The sequence below is a fragment of the Streptomyces minutiscleroticus genome, assembly GCF_014650875.1.
Classification (GTDB): Bacteria; Actinomycetota; Actinomycetes; order Streptomycetales; family Streptomycetaceae; genus Streptomyces; species Streptomyces minutiscleroticus.
The window spans coordinates 62,969-81,777 of the sequence record NZ_BMVU01000035.1 but is presented as its reverse complement, the minus strand read 5'-3'; the positions used below and the strand labels follow the sequence as shown (position 1 = coordinate 81,777).

The following is an 18,809-nucleotide window of genomic DNA, read 5'->3' as shown; positions in this document are numbered from 1 at the left end:
GCAGGTGCGGAGACGGCAGGTGCGGAGACGGCAGGTGCGGAGACGGCGGGCGCGGGGACGGCGGGCGCGGTCCGCCGCCGCGCCGGGGGTGCGGCCGGGCCGGCCGGCTACATCGACCAGCCGAGGACCGTGCAGATCATGCCGCCGAGCCAGCCGAGGGCGGCCAGGAGCGCCAGGACCAGGGCGGCCGTCACGGCGCGGTCGGCGGTCCCGACGGAGGCTGCGGGCTTCGGGGAGCGGTGCGTCGTCATGCCGCACAGCCTGCCGATCACGCCGGTGCCCGGGCATCCGTACGCGTACTCAGATCGCGTACTCACGCCCCGGCGTCCCCGGAGGCGGCCGCCTCCCTGAGCGCCCGGCGGCACAGCGCGTCCGCGCGCCGCGTGGTCTCCGGGAGCCGGAAGCGCGGTGTCAGCCACAGCGTGTGGGCGCAGGCGGTGTCGAGCGTCACCCGGTGGCCGACGGAGACGAAGACGGGCTTGACGCCGTCCCGCGTGCGCAGCGCCCGGCCGACCTCCTCGTCGCCCGCGAGCAGCGGGGAGGAGGAGCCGCGCGGGGCGCCCGGCTCGGCGTGGGCGAAGGTGAACGGGTTCTTGGCGACGCCGGCGGTCGGCAGGCCGGTGAGCACGCCGAGGTGGCTGGCCAGGCCGAAGCGGCGCGGGTGCGCGAGGCCGTAGCCGTCGCAGACGACGAGGCCGGGGCCGCACGGCAGGGCGTCGAGGGCGGCCAGCACGGCCGGGATCTCGCGGAAGGCGAGCAGCCCGGGCACGTAGGGGAAGGAGACGCGGCCGACCGCCGCGGTCTCGGCGACGACGTCGAGGGTGGCCGCGTCCAGTACGACGGCGGCGGCCGCGACGAGGTCGCGCTCGTCGTCGTAGGCGACGTCCACGCCCGTCACGTGCCCCCGCCCGGGCGGCGGCCCGGGCTCGTCGCGCACGACGCGTCCCCGCAACTCGTCCTGCACGGCGCGGGCCTGCTCCTCGGTGGCGGGCCAGCCGTCGGGGATGCGTACGCGTGCGCTCGTCATGGTGGGTACGAGCGTACGGGCGCGGCGGCCGGCCCGGCGCGGCGGGGTGCGCCGCCTTCGGGGCCCGGCGCCGTGCACGGCGGGGCCGGCCGGCCCGGCCGGCGGGGCGCCCGGGGACGGGCGCCCCGGGAGCCGTCAGGACTTGCCGAGCGCGCGCTGCAGCTCGCTCTTGTTCATGTCGGAACGGCCGTGCACGTTGCGGCGCTTGGCCTCTTCATACAGCTGGTTGTAGGTGGGGCCCTGGGAGCCCTTGTGGGAACGCTCCCCGCCGCGCTGCGAGGACGACTTGTCCTGCGTGGACGTGCGGCTGGCGGTCTTCGACTCACCGGAGCGCGCCCGCTCCTTGTTCACGGTCCGCGCGGCGATCTCCTCGGCGCGCTTCGTGCTCTCGCCACGGTCCTTCGCGCTCTTCTTGATGTGCTCGTACTGGCGCTCGCGCTTGGCGTTCGACCCTGCGGGCATGGTGGTCTCCTCTCCTGGAAGCACCCCCCGGGACAGACAAGCACGACGCGTACCCCGCCGCACGACGAACAGTCCTCGCCCGGGCGGCCGTAGGGCCCCGCCCCGGCGAGCGCCGGTCCCCGCCCCGGCGGCCGTCCCGTGCGTCCCGGTTCACGTATGTCGTCCCGATGGTTTCTCCGGTGCCGGACGATGACTGGTGTCACACCGTGATTGAGAGCGGTGACGGAGGTCACTAGGACTTCATGCGTTCAGCGCGCACGGACTGGCCGGTTCCGGCGTCTCTACAAGTGCGCAGCCTCAACAGCAAGGGAGCAAGGCGTTGTCCACCGTCATCGAACAGCCCCTAGAGGCCCGTCTCGTCGCCGCCGCGCCGCAGATGCAGAGCATTCCCGCGACCATCCACTACGACCCGCACGACCCCTTCGCCGTCAGCATGGTCTTCCCGGCCCCGGCCACCCTGGAGGGCGTGGACGTCCGCTGGACCTTCGCCCGCGACCTGCTCACCGACGGTCTGGAGGAGCCGGCCGGGCAGGGCGACGTGCGGGTGCGGCCGTACGGCTACGACCGGACCGTCCTGGAGTTCCACGCCCCCGAGGGCACCGCCGTGGTGCACGTCCGCACGGGCGAGCTGCGGCGCTTCCTGCGGAGCACCACGGAGTCGGTGCCGGTGGGGTTCGAGCACCTGCACCAGGACCTGGACCACCAGCTCGCCGAGCTGATGCGGGACGCCTGCTGAGGCCCGGCGCCCCGCGCCCGCGGCCGGGCGCACCCGCACGGCCGGACGCACCGGCCGGCACCCGTCCGCCGCCGTGCCCCGCGGCTCCCTCGGGACACGGCACCCGCCGGGGCGCCGCACGACGAGGCCCCGTACGCGAAGGACCGAGAACCTGAAGCGCGCGGAGGAACGAAGGACCCGGACGCCCGCCCCGTGACGTGACACAGGGGCGGGCGGGTCCGTGTCCGGGGGCCGGGTCAGCTCCCGGCGCCGGCCCCCGACGCGGAGGCGGCCGTCACGGCGACCACGACCGCCGTGCGCACCTCCTGGACCACCTTCTTCAGCGCGGGCGCCGCCGCCCCGCTGCGCCCGGTCAGCTCCTCGATGCGCTCCTTGTGGCGCCGGCGCGCCCTGCCCGGCACCACGGACCGCAGTTCGGCGGCGGCCGCGAGCGCGACGAGGGCCGCGTCCCGCTCGGACACCTCGGACACCGGCCCGGCCCCCTCCAGGACGCGGCAGGCCTCCTCGCGCAGCGCGTCCACGACGGCGACGCGCTCCAGCACGTAGTCGACGGTGGGGAACAGGCCGAGCGCCCTGCGCTTCTCCGCGCGCAGGTACCCGTCGGCGGTGAGCTGTGCGCGGACCGCGTCGAGCGTGACCCGCGCCCGCGACGTGACCCACGTCTTCCACTTGCGCGGCCGGGACTCCTCGATCAGTTCCAGCAGGCCGTCCAGGACCGTGTCGCCCGTGCGGGCGTCGGGGTCGAGTGGGGTCGCGACGCCGTCCCGGTCGGCGAGCAGTCCGCGCTGCGCCAGTTCGGTGAGGGCGCCCGCGCGCACCAGGTGGTGCAGATGGGTGCCGCCGGTGACCTTGAGCCGCGTGGTGTCCCACGCCAGCAGGTACAGCCGGGCGGGCAGCGAGAGCGAACCGTCGGGCACAGGACCTCCTCGTCGTCGGTGCGGCCGGGCCGGGCCCCCGGCCGCTCCCCCCGTTCTCCCCGCGTCCCTCGTTCCCTTCAATTCCTTTGACAGCCCCCAGGGGCCCTCGTACCGTCGAGACGGTCCTGTTGCCGTCGATTGGAGAAGGACGTTGCTCGTCTGAGGTCCTGAGACACCGCTTCCCGCAGTCGTGCCGTTCATGGCGGCTGCGCGCGGTCGGCGACCTCGGCGTACGAGCCGTCCCTCCCCGGTGGGACCCCTCTCCCGGTGCGGACCCCTTTTCCGTACGCGCTTCCCGCCCTCGCCCGCGGTGTCTCGCCCGCGTCTTCCCCTTCCCGCTTCTCCCGCGATCGCGAGGCGCCCTCATGTCACCCTCCCTCACCTGCACCTCCCTCTCCTTCGCCTGGCCCGACGGCACGGTCGTCCTCGACGGGCTGCAGGCATCCTTCGGCCCGGGCAGGACCGGGCTCGTCGGGGTCAACGGCTCCGGCAAGTCGACCCTGCTGAAGCTGCTGGCCGGCGAGCTGACGCCGGGCGGCGGCACCGTCCGGGCGACGGGCGAGGTCGGCCTGCTGCCGCAGAACGTCACGCTCGACACCCGGCTGCGCGTCGACGAGGTGCTCGGCATCGCCGCGCGGCGCGCCGCCCTGCACGCCATCGAGGCGGGCGACGCGGCGGAGGAGCACTTCGACGCGGTCGGCGACGACTGGGACGTCGAGGAGCGCGCCCTGGCCACGCTCGGCGGGCTGGGCCTCGGCCGCATCGGCCTGGACCGCACCGTCGGCGAGGTGTCGGGCGGCGAGTCGGTGCTGCTCAGGCTGGCCGCGCTGCTGCTGCGCCGCCCCGACGTGCTGCTCCTGGACGAGCCCACCAACAACCTCGACCTGTACGCGCGGCGGCGGCTGTACGCGGCCGTGCAGGCGTGGTCCGGCGTGCTGGTCGTGGTGAGCCACGACCGCGAACTGCTCGGCCTGGTCGACCGGATCGCCGACCTGCGCCCGGGCGGGATGGCCTGGTACGGCGGCGACTACGCGGCGTACGAGGAGGCGCTCGCCGCCGAGCAGGAGGCGGCCGAGCGCATGGTGCGCGTCGCGGGGGCCGATCTGCGCAAGCAGCAGCGCGAACTCGCCGACGCCCAGGTCAAGCTGGCCCGCCGCAAGCGGTACGGCCAGAAGATGTACGAGCAGAAGCGCGAGCCGAAGATCGTCATGGGAGCCCGCAAGCGGGCCGCGCAGGAGTCCGCGGGCAAGCACCGGATCATGCACCAGGAGAAGATCGCCGAGGCGCGGGAGCGGCTCGACGAGGCGGTCGACGCCGTGCGGGACGACGACGAGATCCGCATCGACCTGCCGTACACGGCGGTGCCGCCCGGGCGCACCGTCCTCACCCTCCAGGATCTGCGGCTGCGGTACGGGGCGCGGGTGGCGGGCGGCCTCGAACTGCGCGGTCCCGAGCGGATCGCCCTGATCGGGCGCAACGGCGCGGGCAAGACCACGCTGCTGCGGACGGTCACCGGGGAGCTGGCGCCGGAGTCCGGCGAGGCGCGGGCCCATGTGCCGCTGCGCTTTCTGCCGCAGCGGCTCGACGTGCTGGACGACGGGCTGTCCGTCGCGGAGAACGTGGCCCGCTTCGCGCCCGAGGCCGACCACAACCGGATCCGGGCGCGCCTCGCGCGCTTCCTGTTCCGCGGGGCGCGGGCCGACCAGCTCGTGGGGACGCTCTCCGGCGGCGAGCGCTTCCGGGCGGCGCTGGCCGCGCTGATGCTGGCCGAACCGGCCCCGCAGCTGCTGCTCCTGGACGAGCCGACCAACAACCTGGACATGGCGAGCGTGCGGCAGCTGACCACGGCCCTGGAGTCGTACGAGGGAGCGCTGATCGTGGCCAGCCACGACCTGCCGTTCCTGGACTCCGTCGGCGTCACCCGGCGGCTGCTCCTGGAGGACGGGGAGCTGCGGGAAATCACGACAGAAGTTGTCGAGTATCCCTCCTAGCGTCAGTGGTATGAGCAACGGCGACGCGCACAGCAGTCACATCCGGATCACCGGAGCCCGGGAGAACAACCTCAAGGACGTCACCCTCCGCGTCCCGAAAGGCCGGCTGACCGTGTTCACCGGCCTGTCGGGATCGGGGAAGTCCTCGGTCGTGTTCGACACGATCGCGGTCGAGTCCCAGCGCCAGCTGAACGAGACGTTCAGCTGGTTCGTCCGCAACCGGCTGCCCAAGTACGAGCGGCCGCGCGCGGAGGCCGTCGAGGGCCTCTCCCCCGCGATCGTCGTCGACCAGCGGCCGGTCGGGGGCCACTCCCGGTCCACGGTCGGCACGATGACGGACGTCTACTCGGTGATCCGGGTGCTGTTCTCCCGGCACGGCACGCCCGGCGCGGGCGAGGCGAGCGCGTACTCGTTCAACGACCCGTCGGGGATGTGCCCGGAGTGCGACGGACTCGGCCGCACGGTGCAGCCCGCCTGGGACCGCATCCTCGACGAGGACAGGTCCCTGGCGGGCGGCGCGGTCGTCTTCCCGCCGTTCGCCCCGGGCACCTGGCAGGGGCAGGCCTACACCAACACCCGCGACCTGGACACGGACAAGCCGGTGCGGGACTTCACCGCGCGGGAGCGGGAGTTCCTGATGCGCGGCGCCCCCGGCAGCAAGGTCGAGGTCAGGAACTCGGACGGGGTGTGGAGCACCGACTTCGAGGGGCTCGCGGACCGCTTCGAGCGGCTGTACCTCAAGCGGGACCTGTCCGGCATGAGCCAGAAGACGCGCGACCTCGCGCAGCGCTTCCTCACCGAGGCCGTCTGCCCGGCCTGCCGCGGCGCCCGGCTGAACGCCGCCGCGCTCGCGACCCGCATCAACGGCCTGTCCATCGCGGACTGCACGCGCATGCAGGTCAGCGACCTCATCGGGGTACTGGAAGGCATCGACGACCCGGTGGCCGCCCCGGTCGCGTCGGCCGCCGTGGCCGCCCTGGAGCGGATCGACGCCATCGGCCTCGGCTATCTGAGCCTGGACCGGGAGACGTCCACGCTGTCCGGCGGGGAGGGGCAGCGGCTGAAGACCGTACGGCACCTCGGGTCCAGCCTGACCGGGATGACGTACGTCTTCGACGAGCCGAGCGTCGGGCTGCACCCGCGCGACGTGGGGCGCCTCGGCGACCTGCTGCTGCGGCTGCGGGACAAGGGGAACACCGTGCTGGTGGTCGAGCACGACCCGGACGTCATCCGGCTCGCCGACCACGTGGTCGACATGGGGCCGGGCGCGGGCGCGGACGGCGGGCGGGTGGTCTTCGAGGGCACCCCGGCCGCGCTCGCGACGGCCGACACCGCGACCGGGCGGTGCCTGCGGCGCCGTACGGCGGTCAAGGAGCGGCCGCGGCGGGCGACGGGCGGACTGTGGGTCAAGGACGCCTGCCGCAACAACCTGCGGGACGTGACCGTGGAGTTCCCCACCGGGGTGCTCACGGTGGTCACCGGCGTCGCCGGGTCCGGCAAGAGCACGCTGGTGTCGGGCGAGTTCACGGCCGCGCATCCGGACGCCGTGGTGATCGACCAGTCGTCGATCGGGATCTCCGCGCGCTCGACACCGGCGTCGTACCTGGGCGTCATGGACACCGTACGGAAGATCTTCGCGCGCGCGACGGGAGCCGACGCGGGGCTGTTCAGCTTCAACTCGGCGGGCGCCTGCGGGACGTGTCAGGGGCGCGGGATCATCTACACCGACCTCGCGTTCATGGACCCGGTGACCACGACCTGCGGCGACTGCGCGGGGCGGCGCTTCAAGGACGAGGTGCTGCGGCTGACGGTGGACGGCCGCTCCGTCGCCGACGTCCTGGACATGACGGCGGAGCAGGCGCTGGACTTCTTCGAGGACCGGGGGGTACGGCGCCGGCTGGACGCCCTGCGGGACGTGGGGCTGACGTACCTGACGCTCGGGCAGCCGATGTCCACGCTCTCCGGCGGCGAGCGGCAGCGGATCAAGCTCGCCACCCACCTGCACCGCACGGGCGCGGTGTACGTCCTGGACGAGCCGACGACCGGACTGCACATGGCGGACGTCGGCACGCTGCTCGCGCTGTTCGACCGGCTCGTCGACGCGGGCAACACGGTCGTGGTCGTCGAGCACGACCTGGACGTCGTGGCGCACGCCGACTGGATCATCGACCTGGGCCCGGACGGCGGCAAGGAGGGCGGCCGGGTGGTGTTCGAGGGGACTCCGGGGCAACTGCTCGACGCGCGCGACTCGTTCACGGCGGAGCACCTGCGCCGCGCCGTCGGCCGGTCCCGCTTCCCCGTCCCCGCCGCGGCGCCGCGCCCGAACGGGTGAGCGGCCGCCGGTGACCTCACCCGTCCGGCCCCGGGGCCCCGACCCGCGGGGCCGTCGGCATGCGGTCGTCCGTCCGGGGAACCCCGCTGCTCAGAGACTCTTACATCGTGCTTAACTTACGGTGTCGTAACCTACGGACTCGTAGCCTACGATGCCGTAGGTTACGTCCCCGCTCGTTTTTCGTCCCCCTTCTGGAGCCCCCGTGACCCTCACGACTCCCCACCTCGGCAACTCACAGGAATGGACCGACGCGCGTCTGCTCTACGCCTTGGAGGAAGTGGTCGAGAAGGAGCTCAACCGCCACCTGAAGGTGGCGAAGGACTGGATGCCGCACGAGTACGTGCCCTGGAGCGACGGCCGCAACTTCCCCGGCTTCTTCGAGGACGGCGAAGCCTGGGAGAAGGAGCAGTCCAAGGTCACCGAGATCGGCCGGACCGCGCTGGTCGTGAACCTGCTGACCGAGGACAACCTGCCCAGCTACCACCACGAGATCGCCACGCTCTTCGGCCGCGACGGCGCCTGGGGCACCTGGGTGCACCGCTGGACGGCCGAGGAGGGCCGGCACGGCATCGTGATGCGCGACTACCTGCTCGCCTCGCGCGCCGTGGACCCGGACAAGCTGGAAGCGTTCCGCATGGCGCACATGAGCGAGGGCTTCGAGTCCGACAACCGGCACTCGATGCTGCACTCGGTGGCGTACGTAGCCTTCCAGGAGCTGGCCACCCGCATATCGCACCGCAACACCGGCCACCAGTCCGGCGACCCGGTCTGCGACCGCATGCTGGCGCGCATCGCGACCGACGAGAACCTGCACATGATCTTCTACCGCAACCTGCTGAAGGCCGCCTTCGAGATCGCCCCCGACCTGACCATGCAGGCGGTCCGGGACGTGGTGGTCAACTTCCGCATGCCCGGCCACAGCATCCCCGGCTTCGAGCGGGCCGCCGCGCAGATGGCCATCGGCGAGGTCTACAACCTCCGCATCCACCACGACGACGTGCTCCAGCCGGTGCTCCGCTTCCTGAAGATCATGGAGATCGACGGCCTGGGCCCCGAGGGGCACAAGGCGCAGGAGGAGCTGGGCATGTTCATGAACGGCCTGGACGCGGAGGCCCGCACGTTCGACGAGCGCCTCGCGGCCCGCAAGGCGCGGATGGCGGCGCGGGGGCGGGTCTAGGACATCCCCGGGGGGTGGCGGCCCTGGCCGTCACCCCCCGCGGGCGCGTGTGCCGGTCCCCCCACCGGCACACGCGTGTCACCGGGCCGTACGGGCCGCGCGCCGCAGTTCGAGCCGCTCCCCCTCCGACAGGCCGCCCCAGACGCCGAAGCGCTCGTCGTGGCGCAGCGCGTACTCCAGGCAGGCGGGACGGATCGCGCAGAGGCCGCAGATGCGCTTCGCCTCGCGCACCGAGCTGCCCGGCTCGGGAAAGAAGAAGTCTGCTCCGGTCTGCGCGCACAACGCCTGCTCCTGCCAGGCGATGTCGGCCCCCGTGACGGTGTCGTCGTACATGGCCGAGAGGATGCCGCGCGGCGAAAAACGTTCGATCAACGAGTCATCAACGCGCCGTCCCGGCCTGCCTGACGGCGTCCTTCGGGCTCCGCCGATCCTGCCGCGGCGGCCGCCGCCACGCCAGGCGGCGCGCCCCGGCCCCGGACCCGCCGCCGGGTGTGGCGCGGACACGGCCCGTCCCCCGGCGGCCGCCGGCCGGCGGTGCCAGACTCGGCAGTGCAGGACACGGGATTCCTCGACGAGGAGGGCACCATGCTCACCACCCGTTCCGTCACCGGCGCCCCGAACTGGCTCGACGTCGGCACGAGCGACCTCGCCGGCGCCACCGCCTTCTACCGCGCGCTCTTCGGCTGGGACTTCCGGCCCGCGGGCCCCGGGGGCGACGGCTACGGCATGTTCCGGCTGGCCGACCGGACCGTCGCGGGCGGCATGCAGACCACGCCCGAGATGGGGCCGCCGTCCTGGACGGTGTACTTCAGGACGCCGGAGGCCGACGCCACGGCCAAGGCCGCCGAGAACGCCGGCGGCGGCGTGCCGGTGCCGCCGACCGACATCACGGACCAGGGCAGGATGGCCCTGCTCACCGACCAGGCGGGCGCCGTCTTCGCCCTCTGGCAGCCCGGACTCAACCAGGGCCTGGAGACGGTCGGCACCCCCGGCTCCCTGTGCTGGACCGAGCTGCACACGCCCGACGTGGCCCGGGCCGCCGCCTTCTACGCCGCCGTGTTCGGCTGGCAGACCTCGGCCGTGCGGTTCCCCGGCGGCGTGTACACCTCCGTCCGCCCGGCCGGCACGGAGGAGGACGCCTCCTTCGGCGGCTTCGTGCCGCTGAACGGCGGCCCGGCCGGGCGGGACGACCGGCCGTACTGGCTGCCGTACTTCGCCGTGACGGACGCGGACGCCGCGGTCGCCGCCGCGCAGGAGCGCGGCGGCACCGTGCGCACGCCCGTCACGGACGTGACGGGCGTCGGCCGCACGGCCGGACTCGCCGATCCGTACGGCGCCCGGTTCGCCGTGATCGAGGGCGTGCCGCAGCGGCAGGGCTGAGCCGGCCCCGGGCCCCGGCCCGGAACCGTGGCCGCGCCCCCGCACGCGTCCGCCCACCAGGTGCGTACGGCCGCGCGGACGGGCCGTACGCACCCCCGCCCCCGTCGACTTGTGAACGCCGAGAATTTCTGAGAGCGCTCTCAGTCATAACTCTTGACGGCTCAACCTTCCCTGGCAACAGTGGTGCACGCAGGGCCGACACCCCCATCCAACTCGGTCGCTTCTGCGTCCCCCACTCTTCCCAGGAGACTTTTGTGATCTCGCGCCGGAAGTTCCTGCTGTCGTCCGCGGCCGTCGCGACCGCCGCCACCTACCCCGTCTGGGGCAGCTCGCTCACCCCGCGCGCCCAGGCGGCGCCCGCCACCTGCCAGCTCGCCCTGCAGAACGCCTCGCTGCCCGGCACCGTGTACGCCTACGTCACCGGCCACGACCCGGCCACCGGCGGCTGGATGCTGCTGCGTGCCGACGGCGGCGTCTACCGGCCCGCCTCGCCCTCGGCCCCGCAGACCCCGCTGCCCGTCGACTGCGCCATACCGCTGGGCGCGGCCGGCTCCGCGCCCAGAGTGCTGACACTGCCCCAGATGTACGGCGCCCGGATCTACTTCGTGCGCGACGCCAAGCTCGACTTCTTCCTCAACCCCGGTCCCGGCCTGGTCGAGCCCGCCTTCGCCACGCCCGCGGACCCGAACTACGGCAAGACCTGGTCGTTCTGCGAGTTCACCTTCAACAGCCAGCAGCTGTACGCCAACATCAGCTACGTCGACCTGGTCACCGCACTGCCCATCGGGCTGAAGCTGGAGGGCGACGCCACCCACACCGTCGCACCGCTGCCGAACGGCGCCGTGGACCGGATCGCGGCCGACCTGACCGCGCAGGCCGCCCGGGACGGGCAGCCCTGGGACAAGCTGGTCGTGCGCGGCGGCAACGGCAAGGTGCTGCGCGTGATCTCCCCGCAGAACCTGATGGCGCCGTACTTCGACCGCCCCGACCAGATGCCGTTCCGCGACGTGTGGAACGGCTACATCGACCGGGTGTGGGAGAAGTACCGCTCCACCGACCTGCGGATCGACCTCCAGGGCGGGCGCGGGGTGTTCACCGGCCGGGTCAGCGGCAGCACGCTCACCTTCACCGGCGGCCACACCTTCACCAAGCCGACGTCGAAGGACATCTTCACCTGCAACCACGGCCCGTTCACCAACAACCCGGCCGACTCCGACGACAAGAAGGCGCTGCTGGCCCGCCTCGCCGCCGGGTTCAACCGCTCCCTCATGCTCACCCACCCCACGCAGCCCAACGGGGCGGGCTCCGCCGACTACTACAAGGACGCCACCACCAACCACTGGGCCCGCGTCGTCCACGCCAACTCGCCCATCGGCTACGCCTTCCCGTACGACGACGTGCGCCCCGACGGCCAGCCGGACGTCTCGGGGGCCGCCAACGACGGCAATCCGCGGCGGTTCACGGTGACCGTCGGCGCGTAGGGCCCACGACGACGGCCGGCGGCCGCCCGGTGTCCGCCCCCACGGGGCGCCGGGCGGCCGCCGGCCGTCGCGTCCGTCGCGGTCAGGGAGCGCCGGGCGTGGAGCCGTAGGCGGTCAGGAAGCGGTCCCGGAACTCGTCCATCCGCCAGACCGGGGCGTCGTGGTCCGGCCTCAGACCGTCGCTCCAGCCCCAGTCCGCGATCCGGTCGAGCACCTCCGGGTCGTGGGCGACGATCGCGCACGGCACGTCCCGGCTCGCGTGGTCGCCGCTGACCCGGGCCAGCGGCTGGTGGTCGCCGAGGAAGACGAGCACGGTGTCCTCGTTCCCGTACTCGACGACGTAGTCGATCAGGCTGGTCACGGAGTACTGGATCGACTTGCCGTACTCGGCCTTCACCGCGGTGGAGTCGGTGAACACGTCCGCCGGGTCCTTGCCCGCCTTCTCGATGTCCCGGTAGACCGACCCGTCGCCGACCTCGTCCCAGGGGACGGTCCTCGGGATCGGCGCCCACGGCTGGTGGCTGGAGGTCAGGATGATCTCCGACATCAGCGGCTCGTCGCGCTTCCTGCCGTGCTCCAGGCGCTCGAAGGCGCTCAGGGCGTACTGGTCGGGCATGGTGGACCAGCTGAACTTCGGACCCCGGTAGCCGAGGTCGCGGGAGTCGTAGACGTGGTCGAGGCCGTACCACGAGGCCTCCGGCCAGCCCTTCTGCACGCCCGGCATGACGCCGACGGTCCGCCAGGCACCCGTGCGCTGGAACGCCTTGGTCAGCGTGAGGTGGTCGCCCGCGGTGACGGTGCGGTAGCGCTGCTGGTTGTCGACCCACAGGCCCGACAGGAAGGTCGAGTGGCCGAGCCAGCTGCTGCCGCCGTAGGTCGCCGAGGTCAGCCAGCCGCTCCTCGCCGCGAAGCCGGCCTTCTCCAGCTCCCGCGTCTTGTCCTCGAGCGTCGCGTCGACGCCCGGGGACATGATCGGGTCCTCGATCGCGCTGCGCCCGTAGCTCTCGATGAACGTGATCATGACGTCCTTGCCGCGCAGGTCCGTGAGCAGCCTCTCCGGCGGGGTGTCGCCGAAGGCGTCCTTCCCGGCCTCCTCGGCGAAGGCCGCCTCGTCCTTCAGGGTCGCGTTCACCCGGTCGACCCGGTCCTGGGCGAGGGCGGCCGCGTGCCGGGCGGCCACCGGCGTGCCGGCCACCTCGAGGCCGAGCGCGGCGCACAGCACCCAGACGGTGCCGAGGACGAGGACCGTGCGGGTCGCGGCGTGGCTGTGCCGGCCCATGAGCCGGCTCAGCCGGAGGACCGCCAGCGCCGTGAGGGCGAGGACGGCGACGGTGAGCGCCACGGCCAGGACGGCGGCCCCGACCGCGCCCGCCTCGCCGAACGAGTCCCGCAGGTAGGACTCGGCGTCGTCGAGCAGCACCCAGTCGAGGACCACGTTGAAGCCGCGGCCGAGGAAGGCGTTGAACCCCATGTCGAGCAGGTTCAGGACGGTCAGCACCCCGAGGCCGAGCCCGGCCGCCAGCGCCGCCCAGAACCGCGGCCGCCCCGGCAGGACGAGCAGCAGGGCGGCGCCGAAGACCGCCTCCACCGGGATGCGCGTGAACTCGTGCGCGCTCAGGGCGGTGTACGTCGTCGGCATGAGCAGGGCGAAGAGCACGAGCGCGGCGGCGAGCAGGTCGGCCGCCCGGCGCGCCGCCGTGCGTGCGGCCACCGCGCGCCGCTCGCCCCGCCCCGGCCGGGACGGCGCTCCGCCGGCGGCACCGGGGGCGTCCGCCGACGCGACCGGCGCGGGGGGAGCGCCCTCGGCCGGTCGCGGACCGGCGGAGGACGAGCCGCCCCCGGCCGGCTGCGCTTCCTCGGCGGACGTCCCGCCGTCGACCGACCGCGAACCGTCCGAGGCACCCTCGGCCGGCTGCGGCTCCTCCGCAGGTGAGCCGCTCCCGGCCGGCTGCGGCTCCTCCGCGGACGAACCGCTCCGGGCCGGTCGCGGGTCGGCCGACGAGGGACTGCTCTCGGCCGGCTGCGGCTCCTCCGCAGGTGAGCCGCAGTCCTCCGGCCGCGTGGGCTCCGCCGGCGGGCCGCTTCCGGCCGGGACCGCCTCCTCGCCGGGTTCGTCCTTGGTCGGCTGCTGGCGAGGGCTCGTGTTGCTCGACAACCCGGAGGTCCTTCCGTGCGGTACCCGCTGCTGGCGCGGCGGACCGGGCCGGGGAGGCCGGGGCCGCCGAGTGCGTACGGATTCCGTACGGACCGGCGGCGGTCACCGTTCAAACGGACGACGGACAAACGACGGGAGGAGCGGAGGGCGTCACGCCGAGGCGCGGCGTACGAGCGTCGTCGGCAGGACCACGCTCGACGGTGTGCCGCCCGGCGTCCCGGCCGCCTCGCCGCCCCGGCGCTCCAGGCCGCGCAGCAGCAGCCGGGCCATGAGCCGGCCCATCTGCTCTATGTCCTGCCGGACCGTCGTGAGCGGCGGGTCGGTCTGCTCGGCGACCGGCAGCATGTCGTCGAAGCCGATCAGGGCGACGTCCTCGGGCACCCGCCGCCCCACCGCGCGCAGCACCCGCAGTGCGCCCGCCGCCATGAGGTCGTTGGCGGCGAACACCGCGTCGAGGTCGGGGAAGCGGCCGAGCAGCTCGCGCATCGCGCGCTCGCCGCCCGCCGGGGTGAAGTCGGCCTCCACGATCAGCCGGGGGTCGGCGTCGAGCATGACGTCCCGGTACCCGTCGAGGCGGTCGACCGCCGAGGTCTGGTCGAGGACGCCCGCGATGTGGGCGATCCGCGTCCGGCCGAGCGAGGCGAGGTGGCGCACGGCCTCGCGGGCGCCGCCCCTGTTGTCGCTGTCGACGTACACCGTGGGCGCCGTGCCGCGGCTGCCGTCGGCCCAGCAGGGCCGCCCGCCGAACACGGTGGGCACGCCGGCGCCGCGGATCAGCCCGGGCAGCGGATCGTCCAGGTGCAGGGAGAAGACGAGCGCGCCGTCGACGTGGCCACCGGCGAGGTAGCGGCCGACGCGCGCGTGGTCGTCGCGGCCCTCGGTGAGCAGCAGGACGAGCTGGCAGTCGTGGAGCGTCAGCTCCTTGCTGATGCCGCGGAGCTGGAGGGCGAAGAAGGGGTCGGTGAAGACCCTGGTCTCGGGCTCGGCGATGACGACGGCGACGGCGTCGTGGCGGCGGGTGACGAGGCTGCGGGCGGCCTGGTTGGGCACGTAGCCGAGCTCCTCGACGGCCTGTCTGACCCGCTCGACGAGGGGTTCGCGCACACCGTCGCCGCCGTTCACGACGCGCGACACCGTGGCCCGGGAGACCCCGGCCCGCGCGGCCACGGCCTCCAGTGTGGGACGGGGCGCGGTCGTCGGGTCACTCACCTCGGGACTCCTCAGCGGCGGGGATGCGGATCAGGATAGCCGCTGGAGGAGTCCCGGTGAGAGCGCTCCCGACGCCCGCCGGGGCCCTTCACGGGGCCTCCCCGCCTTCCCCGGCGGCGGCGAACGGCGCCGCCGGCCACCGCCTGCGCTCGGCGCCCCGCGTCAGTGCGCGTGCTCCTGCGTCCGCTTCTCCTTCTGCCCCTCCGCCCGCTCCGGCCCGTCCTTCCCGTCCTCCCCCTGCGCCGGCTCCGCCGTGTGCCCGTGCTCGTGCGGGTCGTACCCGGGGATCGTGCCGTCCGCCTTCTTCACCAGGAACAGGCCGACCATCCCCATGTCGGAGTGGCTCTGGACGTGACAGTGGTACATCCACGCGCCGGCGCCCACCCCCTCCCCCGCGATCACCTGGAAGCCGAAGGAGTCCGCCGGGCCCGTGATCTTGTTGTCGATCACCTGGCTGGGGTCGTCGGGACCGGTGAGCATGCCCGTGCGGTTGTCGGCCCAGCGGTGCCCGTGCATGTGGAACGTGTGGTAGTACTCGCCGTGCGTGATCACGACGAACTCGACGCGGTCGCCGACCGTGGCCTCGAAGTCCGGACCGGTGTGCGGCGCCCGGTTGTTGATCGTCATGTCGTTGAAGACGACCGTGTGGGTGGCGTCGGGCAGCACGTCGCCCTTGCGGCGCACGATCACCGGGCCGTACAGGCCCTTGCGGACGCCGCCGGTGCCGTGGTCGGTGCCGACGACGTGGTCGTGGTAGTGCCAGTAGCCCGCGCTGCCGGCCCGCCAGGTGCCGTCCTTGCGGCGGCCGGGCGCGTGCGTGCGCCAGGTGTAGGTGCGGGTGCCGCCCGGCTCGACGTGGCTCCTGTTCTGCCGTGTGCCGTCGCTGGAGATCTCGTAGTCCAGGCCGTGGACGTGCAGGCTCGCGGCGACGGCCATGGTGTTCTCGAACTCGATGTGCAGGGTGTCGCCCTCGTTGAGCTCGATCAGCGGGCCGGGCACCGACGCCTTGCCCTTCTCGAAGCCGTAGCCCATCCGCCCGTCGGACAACTCCTCGGCGTACAGCTTGATGTGGCGCACCTCGCCGCCCGCCGGTGCCGTCGGCGCCGCCGCGTCGGCGGGTGCCGCGTTCGGCGCGGCCGCGAGAGACAACGATGTCGCGCCCGTGGCCACGGCCGCCCCGCCGAGCAGCATCCGCCGGTTGAAGCCGCGTCTGTCCATGCCGGACTCCCCACCTTCGCAATGGAATTCACGGAAGCGCACTACTGGGACCACCGCGACGGTAGCGGCACCGCGACCGTTTATCCACAGTCAGGACAAAGTTGGTGCCACCTCGGTCATAGCTATTGGCGAGCCGGGAAAAGAGGTCTAGCTTCCTTGGCGCCGTTGCTGTGACCGACGAGGGATGGGTGACCACATGCGGCCCACACCGCATCAAGAGCCCTTGTACGTCCGAGGGTTGAGCAGAGCGAAGCGAGCGAGCCGGAGACGGCGCAGAGCCTGGGCCACCGTGCTGGCCGCGGGCGCCGTCGCCGGCGGAGTCCTCTCGGGCCCCGCCGCGAGCGCGCGCCCGGCGTCCGATCCGGCCCTGACAACGATGTCCATCAAGTCGCCCCCCGGCGGCGCGAACGTACGGGTGCTGATCTACCACGGCTCCGCGGCGAACGGCGAGGAGTCGCCGGTCGTCGACGCCGGCATCGAGGCCATCGAGAGGATCGGCCTGTCGGGGCCGGCGGCACAGCGCTTCGAGGTCGTGGCCACGGACGACGCCTCGGTCTTCACCGACGACAAGAGGCTGGGCCGCTTCAACTCCGTCGTCTTCCTGACCGGCGGCGGGGACGTCCTCGACCCCGACCAGGAGGCGGGCCTGGAGGCGTACATGGAGGCCGGCGGCGGCTTCCTCGGCATCCACGACGCGGCCCGCGCCGAGCCCTACTCGGACTGGTTCACCGGGCTGATCGGCGCCCGGCCCGCCGCCCCCGCCCCCGCGACGGCGCAGCGCGCGACCGTCGAGGTGGGCGACCGGCAGCACCCGGCGACCAAGGACCTCCCCGTCGAGTGGAAGCGTCCCGACCGCTGGCTGAACTGGGCCGCGAACCCCTCGGGCGACGTGCACACCGTGGCCCGGGTGCGCGAGTCGACGTACAGGCCCGGCACCGGCGCGAACGGCTGGGACCACCCGGTGTCCTGGTGCCGCGACTACGACGGCGGCCGGTCCTTCTACACCGGCATGGGCGGCACCGCCTCCTCCTACGACGAGACGGACTTCCGTACGCACCTGCGCGGCGCCCTGCTGTGGACGACCCGCCTCGTGCAGGCCGACTGCAAGGCCACCATCTACGGCAACTACAAGGCCGAGCGGCTGACCCAGCCCAACCAGGCGGGGAGGAACGACCAGATCGGCGAGCCGCACGGCCTGGTCACCGCACCCGACGGCCGCGTGTTCTACATCGGGCGGGGCGGCAAGGACTCCTCCCAGCCCGTGGTCACCGACTGGAACGACCCGGACATCGGCAAGGGCGAGGGCGAGATCCACGTCTACGACCCGAGGACCAAGAAGGTCACGCTCGCCGGATCGCTGACCGTGTTCGGCAACAAGGGCGGCGGCGACGAGCTGGTCAAGGTCGAGGAGGGCCTGCTCGGCATCGAGCTCGACCCGCGCTTCGAGGACAACGGCTGGGTGTACCTGCACTACACGCCGCACTCGGAGATCGACCGGGACAAGCGCACGGCCGAGCGCCGCGTCTCCCGCTTCACCTTCGACGAGGCCACCGGCAGGCTGGACCTCGGCAGCGAGAAGGTGCTGCTGTCCTGGCCGGTGCAGATCCACAGCTGCTGCCACGCGGGCGGCGGCATGGCCTGGGACTCGAAGGACAACCTGTACATCGCGACGGGCGACAACAACTCCAGCCAGTTCAGCGACGGGTACTCGGGCAACAACCCGCAGCCGAACTACAAGGGCGTCTCGTTCGCGGACGCGCGCCGCACGGCCGGCAACACCAACAACCTCAACGGCAAGATCCTGCGCATCCACCCCGAGCCGGACGGCACGTACACGCTGCCCGAGGGGAACCTCTTCACCGGCGAGGAGACCGCCGAGGGCGGCGGCAAGACGCGCGGCGAGATCTACGTGATGGGCGTGCGCAACCCCGCCCGCATCTCCGTCGACAAGAAGACCGACACCCTGTACGCGGGCTGGGTCGGCCCTGACGCCTCCGCGCCCTCCACGACCTGGGGCCCGGCGAAGTACGACACCTTCGCGGTGATCACCAAGGCGAGCAACCGGGGCTGGCCGTACTGCATGGGCAACAAGCAGCCCTACCGCGACCGCAACCTGCCCGACCCGACCAAGCCGCTGGGCTGGTACGACTGCGACCACCCGAAGAACGAGTCGCCGAACAACGACGGCCTGGTCAACCTGCCGCCGGTGACCGGCAACAACATCTGGTACTCGCCCCAGGGCGGCGGCCCCGACTTCCCGCGCGACGCCAACGGCGTCCCCTCCTACAAGCAGGAGGAGTCGACGTACCGGCTGCCGTGGCTCAAGGGCGGCGGCCAGGCGGCGATGAACGGCCCCGTCTACCGCTACGACGCGGCGGCCGCGAGCGACGTCAAGTGGCCCTCGTACTGGGACGGCAAGTGGTTCGTCGGCGACCTCTACGACGCCGACCAGCCGCGCAACGCCGTCATCACCGACCCGAGGACGCACGGGGACGGCGGCCTCCCGGTGCACTCGGAGTCGCTGAAGAGGATCGTGCCGATCGGCAACGACGGCATCAAGAACCTCATGGACTGGAAGTTCGGCCCCGACGGCGCGCTGTACGTCCTCGACTACGGCCGCGGCTTCTTCACCTCGGACGCCAAGTCGGCGCTGTGGCGCGTGACCTACACCGGCGGCGGCCCCACCCCGGCCGCGGACCAACTGGCCAGGAAGGCGGAGTGATG

General features: G+C 73.1%; 15 protein-coding genes. 7 read left to right on the top strand and 8 right to left on the bottom strand.

Annotated features, from left to right (window positions below):
• Positions 1-107: 107 nt before the first annotated feature.
• The 3 genes from mmpA to IE271_RS27920 all read right to left on the bottom strand — a co-directional run bounded on the left by mmpA (position 108) and on the right by IE271_RS27920 (position 1,489).
• Positions 108-317 carry a morphogenic membrane protein MmpA gene (gene mmpA, locus IE271_RS27930; protein ID WP_190193235.1) on the bottom strand — a complete coding sequence of 70 codons (210 nt, stop codon included), beginning with the start codon at positions 315-317 and terminating at the stop codon, positions 108-110.
• The gene (locus IE271_RS27925) at positions 314-1,027 is read right to left on the bottom strand and encodes an endonuclease V (protein WP_190193219.1); all 714 of its coding nucleotides are present in this window, start codon (positions 1,025-1,027) and stop codon (positions 314-316) included. The genes mmpA and IE271_RS27925 overlap by 4 nt, the downstream gene beginning before the upstream one ends.
• A gap of 135 nt (positions 1,028-1,162) precedes the next feature.
• On the bottom strand, positions 1,163-1,489 hold the full coding sequence (locus IE271_RS27920) for a plasmid stabilization protein (RefSeq protein WP_190193218.1): 327 nt from the start codon (positions 1,487-1,489) through the stop codon (positions 1,163-1,165).
• Between the two features lie 319 nt (positions 1,490-1,808).
• On the opposite strand from IE271_RS27920, the gene ssgD reads away from it, so the two are divergent.
• Complete coding sequence (ssgD, locus tag IE271_RS27915) at positions 1,809-2,225, top strand: spore wall synthesis regulator SsgD (protein WP_190193217.1); 417 nt, start codon at positions 1,809-1,811, stop codon at positions 2,223-2,225.
• Between the two features lie 236 nt (positions 2,226-2,461).
• Here ssgD and IE271_RS27910 read toward each other — a convergent pair whose 3' ends face one another.
• On the bottom strand, positions 2,462-3,142 hold the full coding sequence (locus IE271_RS27910; protein WP_190193216.1) for a GOLPH3/VPS74 family protein: 681 nt from the start codon (positions 3,140-3,142) through the stop codon (positions 2,462-2,464).
• Positions 3,143-3,507: 365 nt separating this feature from the next.
• Here IE271_RS27910 and IE271_RS27905 point away from each other — a divergent pair, with 365 nt between their 5' ends.
• The 3 genes from IE271_RS27905 (at position 3,508) to IE271_RS27895 (ending at position 8,642) form a co-directional block, all read left to right on the top strand.
• Positions 3,508-5,133, top strand: coding sequence for an ABC-F family ATP-binding cassette domain-containing protein (locus tag IE271_RS27905; protein WP_190193215.1), 1,626 nt, complete (start codon positions 3,508-3,510; stop codon positions 5,131-5,133).
• Between the two features lie 10 nt (positions 5,134-5,143).
• Positions 5,144-7,465 (top strand): ATP-binding cassette domain-containing protein, encoded by a 2,322-nt coding sequence (locus IE271_RS27900; RefSeq protein WP_190193214.1) that lies wholly within the window; start codon positions 5,144-5,146, stop codon positions 7,463-7,465.
• Positions 7,466-7,667: 202 nt separating this feature from the next.
• A complete protein-coding gene (locus tag IE271_RS27895) occupies positions 7,668-8,642 on the top strand; it encodes an acyl-ACP desaturase (protein WP_190193213.1) in 975 nt (324 codons plus the stop codon).
• Between the two features lie 78 nt (positions 8,643-8,720).
• Here IE271_RS27895 and IE271_RS27890 read toward each other — a convergent pair whose 3' ends face one another.
• Positions 8,721-8,975, bottom strand: coding sequence for a WhiB family transcriptional regulator (locus IE271_RS27890; RefSeq protein ID WP_190193212.1), 255 nt, complete (start codon positions 8,973-8,975; stop codon positions 8,721-8,723).
• A gap of 252 nt (positions 8,976-9,227) precedes the next feature.
• Here IE271_RS27890 and IE271_RS27885 point away from each other — a divergent pair, with 252 nt between their 5' ends.
• Together IE271_RS27885 and IE271_RS27880 are read left to right on the top strand one after the other, a co-directional pair.
• Complete coding sequence (locus IE271_RS27885) at positions 9,228-10,022, top strand: VOC family protein (RefSeq protein ID WP_190193211.1); 795 nt, start codon at positions 9,228-9,230, stop codon at positions 10,020-10,022.
• A gap of 254 nt (positions 10,023-10,276) precedes the next feature.
• Positions 10,277-11,503: a glycoside hydrolase family 64 protein gene (locus tag IE271_RS27880; protein ID WP_190193210.1), complete on the top strand. Its 1,227-nt coding sequence runs from the start codon at positions 10,277-10,279 to the stop codon at positions 11,501-11,503.
• An 82-nt stretch (positions 11,504-11,585) separates the two neighbouring features.
• Here the strand turns inward: IE271_RS27880 and IE271_RS27875 are convergent, their stop codons facing one another.
• From IE271_RS27875 to IE271_RS27865, 3 genes are all read right to left on the bottom strand, one after another.
• The gene (locus tag IE271_RS27875) at positions 11,586-13,658 is read right to left on the bottom strand and encodes an alkaline phosphatase family protein (protein ID WP_373308848.1); all 2,073 of its coding nucleotides are present in this window, start codon (positions 13,656-13,658) and stop codon (positions 11,586-11,588) included.
• 150 nt (positions 13,659-13,808) lie between these two features.
• On the bottom strand, positions 13,809-14,867 hold the full coding sequence (locus IE271_RS27870; RefSeq protein WP_190193209.1) for a LacI family DNA-binding transcriptional regulator: 1,059 nt from the start codon (positions 14,865-14,867) through the stop codon (positions 13,809-13,811).
• 162 nt (positions 14,868-15,029) lie between these two features.
• Positions 15,030-16,085: a multicopper oxidase domain-containing protein gene (locus IE271_RS27865; RefSeq protein WP_190193208.1), complete on the bottom strand. Its 1,056-nt coding sequence runs from the start codon at positions 16,083-16,085 to the stop codon at positions 15,030-15,032.
• Positions 16,086-16,281: 196 nt separating this feature from the next.
• Between IE271_RS27865 and IE271_RS27860 the strand changes: the two genes are divergently transcribed.
• Entirely contained in the window at positions 16,282-18,807 is a 2,526-nt protein-coding gene (locus IE271_RS27860) for a ThuA domain-containing protein (RefSeq protein ID WP_190193207.1), read from the top strand.
• The last annotated feature ends 2 nt before the right edge of the window (positions 18,808-18,809 follow it).

Bases quoted from the DNA above. Each gene is read 5' to 3' on its own strand.
- IE271_RS27925 (WP_190193219.1), bottom strand. From the start codon at position 1,027: ATGACGAGCGCACGCGTACGCATCCCCGACGGCTGGCCCGCCACCGAG.
- IE271_RS27920 (WP_190193218.1), bottom strand. From the start codon at position 1,489: ATGCCCGCAGGGTCGAACGCCAAGCGCGAGCGCCAGTACGAGCACATC.
- IE271_RS27905 (WP_190193215.1), top strand. From the start codon at position 3,508: ATGTCACCCTCCCTCACCTGCACCTCCCTCTCCTTCGCCTGGCCCGAC.
- IE271_RS27900 (WP_190193214.1), top strand. From the start codon at position 5,144: ATGAGCAACGGCGACGCGCACAGCAGTCACATCCGGATCACCGGAGCC.
- IE271_RS27890 (WP_190193212.1), bottom strand. From the start codon at position 8,975: ATGTACGACGACACCGTCACGGGGGCCGACATCGCCTGGCAGGAGCAG.
- IE271_RS27885 (WP_190193211.1), top strand. From the start codon at position 9,228: ATGCTCACCACCCGTTCCGTCACCGGCGCCCCGAACTGGCTCGACGTC.
- IE271_RS27865 (WP_190193208.1), bottom strand. From the start codon at position 16,085: ATGGACAGACGCGGCTTCAACCGGCGGATGCTGCTCGGCGGGGCGGCC.
- IE271_RS27860 (WP_190193207.1), top strand. From the start codon at position 16,282: ATGCGGCCCACACCGCATCAAGAGCCCTTGTACGTCCGAGGGTTGAGC.